Source organism: Chromatiaceae bacterium (assembly GCA_016714645.1).
Classification (GTDB): Bacteria; Pseudomonadota; Gammaproteobacteria; order Chromatiales; family Chromatiaceae; genus M0108.
Map to the genome: position 1 here is coordinate 392,679 of JADKCI010000005.1, position 11,397 is coordinate 404,075.

Here is an 11,397-nt window from a genome sequence, read left to right on the forward strand (position 1 = left end):
TCTGGGTACCGAGAGCTCGCGCTTGAATGAAGCGACCCGGAACCCTCTGTCATTTCCGCCCTGGGAGACATCCCGCCGCGCGATGGGATAGGGTCGAGTAACATTAATCAGTTACCCTAGCATGCCGGCGAATGCGGGCGGCGACAGGTCGTACCCCCCAAGCCCAGGGGTGTCTCAGCCCCAGTGCAAATCGAGCATTTTCCATGGAAATTGCCTTACTCCTCGCGCTCATCCTGATCAATGGCCTCTTGGCCATGTCCGAAATCGCACTGGTCACCGCCCGCCGGGCGCGGTTACAGAAATTCATTGATCAGGGGGACAAGGCGGCCGCGGCCGCCATCAAGCTGGGTGAAGACCCGACCCGCTTTCTATCCACCATCCAGATTGGCATAACGGCCATTGGCATTCTCAGCGGTATCGTCGGCGAGGCCGCGTTGGCGGACCCCATGGCGGGCTGGCTGATGTCCCTGGGCCTCGCGGAGGACTACAGTTTCATTACCGCCACGGGTCTGGTGGTGGTCGTCATCACCTATTTCGCCATCGTTGCGGGTGAGCTGGTGCCCAAACGCATCGGCCAATCCCACCCCGAGACCCTGGCGCGCCTGGTAGCCCGACCCATCGAATGGCTGGCTATGGCCACCAAACCCTTCGTGCTGCTCTTGTCCTTATCCACCCGCGGATCCCTGCGCCTGCTGGGTATCAAGGAGAACACCACTAGCCCGGTGACCGAGGAGGAAATTCACGCCATGCTGGCCGAGGGCACGACCGCGGGCGTCATCGAATCCCAGGAGCACGCCATGGTCCGCAATGTGTTCCGCCTGGACGATCGCCCCATCGGCTCCCTGATGGTGCCCCGCGGGGATGTGGTCGTGCTCGATCTGGAGGCCTCTTTCGAGGTCAACCTGGCGCGGATCGAGTCCACGGACCATGCCCGCTTCCCGGTGGTGCATGGCGACTTGAACGAGGTAGTAGGGGTCGTGGATGCCAGTAAATGGCTGTGCAACGCCCTGCGCGGCCATCCGCGGGAATTGGCCGACCAGGTGCTCCAGGAACCGCTCTATGTCCCCGAGACCAGCAGCGGCATGGATCTGCTCGACAACTTCCGCCACTCCAAGGTGCACATGGCCTTCGTGGTGGACGAGTATGGCGAAGTGCTGGGAATCGTCACCCTCCAGGACCTGATCGAGGCGATTACGGGGGAGATGAGCCCCACCGATCCCGAGAACTCCTGGGCGGTGCAACGGGAGGATGGCGGCTGGTTGCTGGATGGCCATATTCCGGTGCCGGAGCTCAAGGATCGCCTTGGCCTCTCAGCCGTTCCAGAAGAGGAGCACGGCCGCTATAACACCCTGAGTGGCATGATGATGCTGCTCACGGGACGCCTGCCCGCGGTGGCGGACGTGGTGGACTGGGAGGGTTGGCGGCTGGAAATCGTGGACATGGACGGCCGGACCATCGATAAGGTCCTCGCCACCCAGGTATCGGAAGCAAAGGATCTGGCCAGGGGCGCGGAACATCCCTAGGGGGGAAAAGACCGCTGGCGTGGGTCGGGGCCCACGCCAGCGGTCGCGGTTGGCCTAGGCGGCCCCTACATCATCCCCATGGTCTTGGGCAGCCAGAGGGAAAGCGGCGGCCAATAGGTGATGATCAGGAGGAAGAGCAGCATGGTGAGCAGCCAGGGGAAGCAGGCGATGGTGGTCTCCGTCATGCCGAGCCTGGAGATACCGCTCGCCACGTAGAGATTGAGACCCACCGGCGGCGTGATCATGCCGATCTCCATGTTGACCACGATGATGATCCCGAAATGGATCGGATCAATCCCCAGGGCCATCGCCACGGGGAAGAGGATGGGGGCCGTGATCAGGATGATGGAGGAAGGCTCCATGATGTTGCCCGCCAGGAGCAGCATAAGATTCACCATCACCAGGAAGCCGATCGGCCCCAGCCCCGTCTCCACGAGCCACTGAGCGAGGGCCTGGGGGATATTTTCGTAGGTCAGGATGAAGGAGAAAAGGACAGCATTGGTGATGATGTAGAGCAGCATGGCCGACATATTGGCCGAGTCCAGCAGGACGCGCCCAACCGATTTGATCGTCAGGTCCTTATAGACGAAGACGGCGATGCAGAAGGCGTAAACGGCGCTCATCGCCGCCGCCTCGGTGGGTGTGAAGATGCCGGAATAGATGCCGCCCATGACGAGCACGATCAGCAACAGGCCCCAGACCGAACTACGGAAGGCTTTGAGGCGCCCCGCCCAGTTGACCCGCTTCAAGCGCGGATAACCGTTGCGGCGGGCGATGAACCAGGTGGTAAAGCCCAGCATCAGCGCCAGCACCAAGCCCGGGAGGAGGCCGGCAATAAAGAGAGCCCCCACCGAGGAATTGGTGGAGACGGCGTACATCACCATGACGATGGAGGGCGGTATCAGGATGCCCAGGCCGCCGGCACTGGCGATGGTGCCGACGCCGAAACGCGTCGGAAAGCCCTGCTTGACCATGGCCGGCAGCAGGATGGTACCAATGGCCACCACGGTCGCCGGGGAGGATCCGGAAACGGCGGCAAAGAGGGCACAGGCAAAGACGGCCCCCAGACCCAGGCCGCCATGATAGTGACCCACCATGCTGGTAGCGAAATTGATCATGCGTCGCGCCACCCCGCCATGGGTCAGGAAGTTTCCGGCCAGAATGAAGAAGGGGATCGCCATGATCTCGAACTTCTCGATGCCGGTGAAGAGTTTGAGGCCCACCGATTCGATGGGCACCTCGGTAAAGGCAAAGAGATAGGTGAGTACCGTCAGACCCAGGGCGATGGATACCGGCATGCCGGTGATCATCAGGGCCACCAGAATGCCGAAAATGATCAAACCGTTCATGGACGCTCCTCCTTCTTGCCAGCCTGGGGACCCGGGGCGCCGTCATCGGGCGGGCGGGCACCGTGGATATGCTCGCGCTCCTCGGTCAGGCTGACCGCCTCGCCGATATAGACTTGTTCCTCGCGCCCCAGGTCTTGGGCCGCCTCTACCTCCTCTTCAAGGCCCTCGACGCGCGCATGCTCGTGCTGGGGCAGTTCACCGGTGCGATAGAAGGACCAGGCAACCTGCAGGAAACGAAAGCACATGAGGTAGGAACCCAGGGGAATGGCCAGATAGACGATCCAGACCGGCAGTTCCAGGTCCGGGGTGGTCTGGGCGGTATGGGCCAGGTGCCAGACGAAGGTGACGCCGAAGGAGCCGACGGTACCGGTAAAGAGTGCCCCGGCGAAGAGTCCGAAGAGGACGAACTTGGATCTCACCGATTCCTTGAGGTTATTGATGAGGACATCGACGCCCACATGGATGCCGGTCCGCACGCCATAGGCGGCACCAAACTTGGCCATCCAGACGAACATGTAGATGGTGAGTTCCTGGGCCCAACCCAGGTTGATGAGAAAGAGGGCATCGTAGAGGGCATCCCATTCCCAGGTCGCCGCCATGTCGAGGGTGTAGCGATGGACGACGGCAACGAAGATGATCAGGGTCGCGGCCCCGATAAGGAAGGCGATCAGCCATTCCTCCAAGTGGTCGAGGATTTTTAACACGGCGAACCTCCGGCTGGCCGGGATCGCGTCCCGACCCGTTGTCAGGCGATGAGCGGAAGCGTAGCTTCGCGCTCGGGAGGGCCGGCTAAGGGGCGCGGGAACCCGCGCCCCTTAGCCCGCAGCCGGTTAAAGCTTACTCATATCGTTGCCGGTCGCCTTATAGATGGACTCAATCAGGTCGGCGCCGACGCGATCAGCCATTTCCTTATGGACCTTGGATAAGGCCTTTTTCCAACTCGTCTTCTGCTCGGGCGTCAGTTCGATGATCTCACTCTTGCCGCTCGCCTTGACCTTGGCCAGGGATTCCTCGTTCTCCTTCTTGGCAATGTCATTGGCGTAGGTGGTCGATTCGAGCATGGCCACTTCCAGGGACTTGCGGATATCGGCCGGCAGGCCATCCCAGAAGGCCTTGTTGACAATGACCGCATAGCCCAGATAGCCGTGATCGGACTTGGTCACATACTTCTGCACCTCAAACATCTTCTGGGTGTAGAGGTTGGAGGGCGGATTTTCGGTTCCGTCCACGACGCCGGTCTGGAGGGCCTGATAGACCTCGGAGAAGGCCATGACCTGGGGGCTGGCGCCAAGAGCCTTCATTTGGGCCTCAAGGACCTTGGAGGATTGGATACGCATCTTCTGGCCGCGGAAGTCCTTGACCTCGCGCAGGGCCTTGTTGGCGCTCATGACTTTGAAACCATTGTCCCAGTAGGCCAGGCCTAAAATACCCTTGTCGCTCAGCTTGGCCAGCAGGTCCTTGCCGATGGGGCCCTCGGTGACGGTATGAAGCTGTTCGTAGCCATCAAAGATGTAGGGCAGGTCAAAGACCTCGAACTGCTTGACCCCCAGGGGGCCAAACTTGGCCAGCGAAGGGGCCAGCATATGGACCGAGCCGAGCTGCAGGGCCTCGACCTCCTCCTTATCCTTATAGAGGGTGCTGTTGGCATAGACCTCGACCTTGACCTTACCCTGGGTCTTTTCGCTCGCGAGCTTGGCGAAATGTTCCGCCGCCTTACCCTTGGGGGTATCCGCCGCCACGACGTGGCTAAATTTGATGACGATGAGTTCCTCGGCCTGGGCCACGCAGGCGAGACCCAGGCACAGCAGGCCTAACAGGAGGGAAGTAGGTTTCATAGTGATGTGGGCTCCTCATGGTGATGATTTTGATCGCCACCGCCGGTGCCTGACGCCATGCCAGGGGGTGATGGCCGTGACCGAGCGGAGTTTAGCCCAGATGACAAGGATGTTACTAGCCGAGTGGGGCATTACTTTGCGGCGACCGGGTCCGGGACTTGGCGGCCGCAGCCTTTCGTCCATTAATTCAAGTAACTTTTAGCCTCCTCGCCTGGATTTGGTAGACCGGCAATGCGCCAAATAACCAGGCAACCGCCGAACAGGCTCTTGATTTGGGAGCGGGAAAGTTCGGTGCCACGGCAGACCTGGCGTAGATTAGAGGGGGCACCGAGCCGCAGGAATTTATCGCGGATAAAGCTAATCACCTTCCAATGCTCCGCGGTGAGTGGCTCCAGACCCTCTTCTTCGGCCAAGGTCCGAGCAAGCTGTTCACTCCACAGGGAGGGGTCGATCAGAAAACCATCCTCATCGAAAAGCTGGTGAGCAAGGTGGGACTGGGTGGCAAGGATCTGGCTGTGAAGGTTGGGCATGACGATCAACTCCCGGATTATCTGGTTGGGGTGGGTGCCGCCTTAGCGGCTTACGAGGGAGTATGGTTCGGACCTTTGATGATGTGAAATAATGAATTTTAATTTTTTATCACGAATCATAATATGGAACTGCGCCAACTCCGCTCCCTGATCGCCCTGGTGGAGGCCGATTTCAACGTCAGTCGCGCCGCGGACCGCATGAGCCTGGTACAGCCAGCGGTCTCCCAACACCTGAAGCACCTTGAGGAGGAACTGGGCATTCCCCTGGTTCAGCGCCATGGCAAGCGGCTGCTGGGTCTGACTCCCGCCGGGGACGAAGTCCTGCTGCACGCCCGCGCGACCCTGGCGGGAGCGGCGAATATCCTCGCCATCAGCCAGGATCGGAAGGAGGAAAGCCGGGGTGTCCTGCGCATTGGCACCACCCATGCCCAGGCACGATATGTGCTCCCCCCGCTGATCCGCCGCTTTAGTGAGTCCTTCCCCGAGGTGGAAATCCAACTCCACCAGGGTACGCCGAGCCAGTTAGTGGCCATGGTGCTGCGTGATGCCGTGGATCTGGCCATCTGTACCGAGGCCATTGGCCAACACCCTGACCTGATTTCCTCGCCGTGTTATCGCTGGAATCGCTGCCTGATCGCGCCTCGGGATCATCCCCTGCTGGCGGTCCGGCCCATCAGCCTGGAACTACTCGGCGACCAGCCCCTGGTCACCTATGTCCTGGGTTTCACCGGGCGTGGACACTTCAGCGACGCCTTTGCGCGCGAAGGCCTGAAGCCCAGGGTGATGGTGAGCGCCGCCGATGCGGACGTCATCAAGACCTATGTTCGCGAAGGCTTTGGCATTGGCGTCATCGCGGACCTGGCCTACGACCCCCAACTCGACGGAGATCTGGGTCGCCGCGACCTCAGCCATCTCTTCCCGTGGGAGGTGACGCGCATGGCTCAGGCACGGTCAAAATACCCGCGGACCTTTCAGCGGGCCTTCATGGCGCTGTTCCAGCGGGAGGTTGCCACCCTGGTACGGGAGCGGCAACAGGGGGGATGAGGGTGGGATCGGAGAGGATTTCGGGAATCCTTGGCCGCTTGCCGTTAAACTATGAGAATTAGGAGTGTCCCTCAGCCTCTCCCAATGACCTGCCACCCCATTCAGGAAAGACCAGATGCGCACCTTCGATGCCGAACCTCAGGTCCTCCAAGACCTTCGTGAAGAAAGCGAGATCGTTACCGCCCAGGCCCACCAGGACTTCAACGTCTGGGCCGTGCGGCACCCGACCCTGGGCAAGTTGGTGATCATCGAAAGCCGGAATGGCAGCGGCGTGATTGTCGAAACCGAGGAATGAGCCCTTCTCATCGCCCTTGCCCGTGGCGCGAGAGGCGCGCCAGGGCGCGAGAGGCGAAATTATCGTTGTAATGGCCGCCGCGATGGCGGTCTTGATCTTGACCGTTGCCAGCCAACGGCGGGATCCGAGCCCAGGATACTGCGATGGCCAAGAAATCTGCCGAACCCAAGAAGCCCGCGATCAACCCGAAGGCCACGGCTACCCCGCCTCCGCCGGTGGTCGTGACCCAGGCCCCGGCGGCGGTACCCCAGGAAAAGCCCGTGCCCCGGGCCAAGGTCGCACCCGAGGTCCCTAAGGTCGTTAAGGGCGGTACGGGGGTTGTCACCGCGCCCCTGGCCCTTGATCTCAGCGAGCTGATTGCCACCGCCCCCGAGCTACTAAGCGTCGAAAAGGACTTGGCACCCCCCGCCCCCCAGGTCGTTGAGTCACCAGCCTCTGGCTTCAAGCCGGAGTCCCAGGCGGAGCCAAGGCCCACGCCATCCCAGGAGGAGCCGGAATCCGTCCACCTGGTGGAACCCCTCCCCTACGAACCAGCCCCCGCGCCGAGCCAGGAGCCCTCGCCCTATGCCTACCAGGGCCCCAGCCTCTATGTAGTGCAGATTACCCCGGAAATGGCGCCGGTGGCCAAGGTCGGCGGCCTGGGTGACGTGGTCTTCGGTCTGTCACGAGAGCTGGCCATCCGGGGGAATCATGTCGAGATCATCCTGCCCAAGTACGACACCCTGCGCTACGACCACATTTTTGAACTCCATGTTGCCTTCCAGGATCTCTGGGTGCCCTGGTACGAGGGGGCCATTCACTGCACCGTCTATTTTGGTTTTGTGCATGATCGCAAATGCTTCTTCATCGAGCCCCACTCCCCGGACAACTTCTTCAACCGGGGTGCCATTTACGGCTTCAGTGACGACCTCTTGCGCTACGCCTTCTTTTCCCGCGCGGCCATGGAATTCCTGTTCAAGTCCGGCAAGCACCCCGACGTCATCCACTGCCACGACTGGCAGACAGCTTTGGTGCCGGTCTTCCTGTTCGAGATCTACCAGCACCTGGGGATGACTCATCCCCGCGTCTGCCTCACCATCCACAACTTCAAGCACCAGGGGATTACGGGCCAGGAGACGCTGCGGGCCACGGGCCTGCGCCGGCCCGACTACTTCATGGACTACAACCGGCTGCGCGACAACCACAATCCGCAGGCCCTGAATCTCCTCAAGGGCGGCATTGTCTATGCCAACTTCACCACCACGGTATCGCCGCGTTACGCCTACGAGACCCGCGACCAGGGCCAGGGCTTCGGCCTGGAACCGACCCTGCACACCCATCACCTGAAATACGGCGGTGTGGTCAACGGCATCGACTATGACGTCTGGAATCCGGAGGTTGATCCCCTCCTGCCGACGCCTTATGGCATCGAGTCCCTGGATGCCAAGTACGATAATAAGCGCGCCCTGCGTCACCGCCTGATGCTGGCGGACAACGAGAAGCCCATCATCGCCTTCATTGGCCGGCTCGATCCCCAAAAGGGTCTGGAACTGGTGCGCCATGCCATCTTTTATGGCCTGGAAAGGGGTGCCCAATTCGTGCTGCTCGGTTCCAGCCCGGATGCCGGCATTAACACCGATTTCTGGGGGCTGAAACGGATGCTGAACGACAGTCCGGACTGCCATCTGGAGATCGGCTTCGACGAGGAACTGTCCCACCTCATCTACGCCGGCGCCGATATGATGCTGGTGCCCAGCCAGTTCGAGCCCTGTGGCCTGACCCAACTCATTGCCCTACGGTATGGCACCATTCCGGTCGTGCGCTCGGTGGGCGGTCTGGCCGATACCGTCTTCGACAAGGACCATGCCCAGCGCCCCCTCCATGAGCGCAACGGGTACAGCTTCCAGAACTACGACCAGGCGGGCCTGGAATCCGCCCTGGGCCGCGCCATCGCCTGCTACTACCACCACCCCGATCATTTCCGGGAGCTGATGAAGAACGCCATACGCACCGACTATTCCTGGAACGTGCCGGGCAAGGATTACCTCAATATCTACAACTACATCCGGAACAAATAGGGATCAGTCGCCCCCATAAGCCTGCTGCCGATAGGTCCCCACCAACTCCGTCCTGGCCAAAATATGCCCCTCCATGGCCACGAGGAGTTCGTTTTTGTGGGGTGTACCCAGATCTGGCAGCCGGGTGTCCAGGGCGTAGAGGATATGGAAATACCGGTGCTGGCCGACGGGCGGGCAAGGTCCGCCGTAACCGGTACGGCCCCAACTATTGAGCCCCTGGCCAGTCCCCGGCGGCAGTTGATCTTCCCTCAAGCCGGAGGCTAGTCCCGGGCATTCCGGGGGCAGGTTGTAGAGCACCCAGTGATCCCAGACCATGCGTGGCGCCTGGGGATCGGGGGCGTCGGGGTCGTCGATCAGCAGCACCAGGCTCCCGCAATCCGCCGGAACCCCACTCCAGGTCAGATCGGGGGAGACATTGTCACCCTCGCAGGTGTGGCGTCTCGGGATATCGCCGCCCTCGGCAAAGGCGGTTGAAGTCAGGGTCAGGCTCATCGCATCTCATCCTCTAGCAGGGTCGTTTTCGTGCATCTATAGCCAGTTTATAGACTAAGCAAGCGCCATCGTCATCCCGCCTGCCGGTTAGGATATACTTCGGCCGGTGGCCGCCGCCCAACCGGAAGGCGCCATTTTCACCAACCCCGCACCCTGCTTGGAAGGTTTGCTCCATGTCTGATTACAATGCCGAGGACGTCCGCAACATTGCCCTGGTTGGTCACGCCGGCTCTGGCAAGACCACGCTGGTCGAGGCCCTGCTCGCCGCGACGGGGGTAATCCCCGCGCCGGGTAGCGTGGCCAGGGGCACCACCGTCTGTGACTACGACCCCTTGGAAAAAGAGCACCGGCACTCGCTCGACATCGGCATCACCAGCTTCAACGCCCATGGCAAGCATGTGAATTTGCTCGATACCCCGGGCTTTCCGGACTTCCTGGGCCGCAGCGTATCCGTGCTGCCGGCGGTGGAGACGGCGGCGGTGGTCATCAACGCCCAGGCGGGAATAGAGCGGATCACCCAGCGCATGATGACGGTCGCGAAGGATCGCCAGTTGTGCCGCCTCATCATCATCAACAAGATCGATGCCGAGGGGGTCGACCTGGAAGGCCTCACGGACCAGATTCGCGACACCTTCGGACCCGAATGCCTGCCCATTAACCTGCCGGCGGATGGTGGCAAACAGGTCGTCGATTGCTTCTTTCAGCCCAGCGGCTCGCCCACCGATTTCTCGAATGTCGCCGAGGCTCACAGCCGCATCCTCGACCAGGTAGTCGAGGTAGACGAGGCCCTGATGGAAATCTACCTGGAGCAGGGTCAGGAACTGCAACCCGAGCAATTGCACGACCCCTTCGAAAAGGCCCTGCGCGAGGGACACCTCATCCCCATCTGTTACATATCCGCCGAGACCGGCGCCGGTATCCCGGAATTGCTGGAGATTCTGGTACGCCTCATGCCGAACCCCTCGGAGGGCAATCCACCCGCCTTCATGAAGGGCGAAGGCGCCAGCTTGACCCCCGTGCTGATCAAGCCGGACCCCGGCCTGCACGTCCTGGCCCATGTCTTCAAGATCATCAACGACCCCTTCCGCGGCAAGTTGGGCATCTTCCGCATTCATCAGGGCCGCATCACCCCCAACAGCGCTCTATTGATCGGCGACGCCCGCAAGCCCATCAAGGTCACCCACCTCTACCGGCTCCAGGGTAACGAGCAGGTCGAGGTCCAGGAGGGCGTGCCCGGGGACATCCTGGCCATCGCCCGGGTGGACGATGTCCACTTCGACGCCGTGCTCCACGACTCCCACGACGAGGACCATCACCACCTCCGTTCCATGGAGTGCCCGGTACCCCTCTACGGCCTCGCCATCACCCCCAAAAAGCGCGGGGACGAGCAGAAGCTGACGGACGCCTTGCACAAACTCGAGGCCGAGGACCCCTGTTTCCACGTCGAGCACAACGCCTCCACCAACGAGACGGTCATGCGGGGCCTGGGCGAACTGCACATGAAGGTCCTGCTGCGGCGCCTGTCCGATCAGTTCCATGTCGAGGTGGATACCCGCCCGCCGAGCATTCCCTACCGCGAGACCATCTCCGCCAAGGCCGAAGGCCATCATCGCCATAAGAAGCAGACCGGTGGCGCCGGCCAGTTTGGCGAGGTCTTTCTGCGCATCGAGCCCCTGGAGCGCGGCGGCGGCTTCGAATTCGTGGATGCGGTGGTGGGTGGCGCCATTCCCAACCAATTCATCCCCTCGGTGGAAAAGGGCGTGCGTCAGCTCCTGGACGAGGGCGCCATCGCCGGCTTCCCCCTCCAGGACATCCGAGTCACCCTCTACGATGGCAAGTTCCACCCCGTCGATTCCAAGGACATCGCCTTTGCCACCGCCGGGCGCAAGGCCTTTATCGAGGCCATCGACAAGGCCAGGCCGGTGATTTTGGAGCCCATCGTCAAGATCCGCATCCTGGCCCAGAACAGCGCCATGGGCGACCTGGCGGGGGACCTCTCGGGCCGCCGGGGCCGGGTCCTGGGCAGCGATGCCACCAGCATGGGCCAGATTGTCATCAACGGCGAAGTCCCCCTCGCCGAACTCGAGGGTTACGAATCCCGCCTCAAGTCCATCACCGGCGGCGAGGGCACCTACTCCATCGAACTCAGCCACTACGAAGCCGTCCCGGCCAATATCCAGAAGGAACTCCAGGACGCCTACGAGCGCAATGAGGCAGACTGAGCCCTAGGGCGACGAGTGCCAGGCGGGCAACCACTGACCCTCGTCGCCAT

Annotated in this window: 10 protein-coding genes; 5 read left to right on the forward strand and 5 right to left on the reverse strand. The window is 61.7% G+C overall.

The window, feature by feature from the left end; genetic code table 11:
- The first annotated feature begins 203 nt into the window (after nt 1-203).
- Nucleotides 204-1,523, forward strand: coding sequence for an HlyC/CorC family transporter (locus tag IPN92_18375; GenBank protein MBK8640145.1), 1,320 nt, complete (start codon nt 204-206; stop codon nt 1,521-1,523).
- A 65-nt stretch (nt 1,524-1,588) separates the two neighbouring features.
- On the opposite strand, the gene IPN92_18380 is transcribed toward IPN92_18375, so the two are convergent.
- The 4 genes from IPN92_18380 to IPN92_18395 all read right to left on the reverse strand — a co-directional run bounded on the left by IPN92_18380 (nt 1,589) and on the right by IPN92_18395 (nt 5,237).
- Nucleotides 1,589-2,872 (reverse strand): TRAP transporter large permease subunit, encoded by a 1,284-nt coding sequence (locus tag IPN92_18380; protein MBK8640146.1) that lies wholly within the window; start codon nt 2,870-2,872, stop codon nt 1,589-1,591.
- Nucleotides 2,869-3,576, reverse strand: a complete 708-nt coding sequence (locus IPN92_18385) for a TRAP transporter small permease (protein ID MBK8640147.1) — start codon at nt 3,574-3,576, stop codon at nt 2,869-2,871. The genes IPN92_18380 and IPN92_18385 overlap by 4 nt, the downstream gene beginning before the upstream one ends.
- Nucleotides 3,577-3,702: 126 nt before the next feature.
- Entirely contained in the window at nt 3,703-4,707 is a 1,005-nt protein-coding gene (locus IPN92_18390) for a TRAP transporter substrate-binding protein (protein ID MBK8640148.1), read from the reverse strand.
- A 182-nt stretch (nt 4,708-4,889) separates the two neighbouring features.
- A complete protein-coding gene (locus tag IPN92_18395; protein MBK8640149.1) occupies nt 4,890-5,237 on the reverse strand; it encodes a TusE/DsrC/DsvC family sulfur relay protein in 348 nt (115 codons plus the stop codon).
- Nucleotides 5,238-5,360: 123 nt separating this feature from the next.
- Here IPN92_18395 and IPN92_18400 point away from each other — a divergent pair, with 123 nt between their 5' ends.
- From IPN92_18400 to glgA, 3 genes are all read left to right on the forward strand, one after another.
- Nucleotides 5,361-6,281 (forward strand): LysR family transcriptional regulator, encoded by a 921-nt coding sequence (locus tag IPN92_18400; GenBank protein MBK8640150.1) that lies wholly within the window; start codon nt 5,361-5,363, stop codon nt 6,279-6,281.
- 115 nt (nt 6,282-6,396) lie between these two features.
- The gene (locus IPN92_18405) at nt 6,397-6,576 is read left to right on the forward strand and encodes a hypothetical protein (protein MBK8640151.1); all 180 of its coding nucleotides are present in this window, start codon (nt 6,397-6,399) and stop codon (nt 6,574-6,576) included.
- Nucleotides 6,577-6,908: 332 nt separating this feature from the next.
- Nucleotides 6,909-8,633, forward strand: coding sequence for a glycogen synthase GlgA (gene glgA, locus IPN92_18410; protein MBK8640152.1), 1,725 nt, complete (start codon nt 6,909-6,911; stop codon nt 8,631-8,633).
- Nucleotides 8,634-8,636: 3 nt separating this feature from the next.
- Here the strand turns inward: glgA and IPN92_18415 are convergent, their stop codons facing one another.
- Complete coding sequence (locus tag IPN92_18415) at nt 8,637-9,125, reverse strand: YbhB/YbcL family Raf kinase inhibitor-like protein (GenBank protein ID MBK8640153.1); 489 nt, start codon at nt 9,123-9,125, stop codon at nt 8,637-8,639.
- A gap of 173 nt (nt 9,126-9,298) precedes the next feature.
- On the opposite strand from IPN92_18415, the gene IPN92_18420 reads away from it, so the two are divergent.
- Nucleotides 9,299-11,347, forward strand: a complete 2,049-nt coding sequence (locus IPN92_18420; protein MBK8640154.1) for an elongation factor G — start codon at nt 9,299-9,301, stop codon at nt 11,345-11,347.
- Nucleotides 11,348-11,397: the final 50 nt, after the last annotated feature.

What these genes read in the sequence shown, in the direction of transcription:
- IPN92_18395 (MBK8640149.1), bottom strand. Translation starts at nt 5,237, where the DNA reads ATGCCCAACCTTCACAGCCAGATCCTTGCCACCCAGTCCCACCTTGCT.
- IPN92_18380 (MBK8640146.1), bottom strand. Translation starts at nt 2,872, where the DNA reads ATGAACGGTTTGATCATTTTCGGCATTCTGGTGGCCCTGATGATCACC.
- IPN92_18405 (MBK8640151.1), top strand. Translation starts at nt 6,397, where the DNA reads ATGCGCACCTTCGATGCCGAACCTCAGGTCCTCCAAGACCTTCGTGAA.
- IPN92_18415 (MBK8640153.1), bottom strand. Translation starts at nt 9,125, where the DNA reads ATGAGCCTGACCCTGACTTCAACCGCCTTTGCCGAGGGCGGCGATATC.
- IPN92_18390 (MBK8640148.1), bottom strand. Translation starts at nt 4,707, where the DNA reads ATGAAACCTACTTCCCTCCTGTTAGGCCTGCTGTGCCTGGGTCTCGCC.
- IPN92_18400 (MBK8640150.1), top strand. Translation starts at nt 5,361, where the DNA reads ATGGAACTGCGCCAACTCCGCTCCCTGATCGCCCTGGTGGAGGCCGAT.
- IPN92_18375 (MBK8640145.1), top strand. Translation starts at nt 204, where the DNA reads ATGGAAATTGCCTTACTCCTCGCGCTCATCCTGATCAATGGCCTCTTG.
- IPN92_18420 (MBK8640154.1), top strand. Translation starts at nt 9,299, where the DNA reads ATGTCTGATTACAATGCCGAGGACGTCCGCAACATTGCCCTGGTTGGT.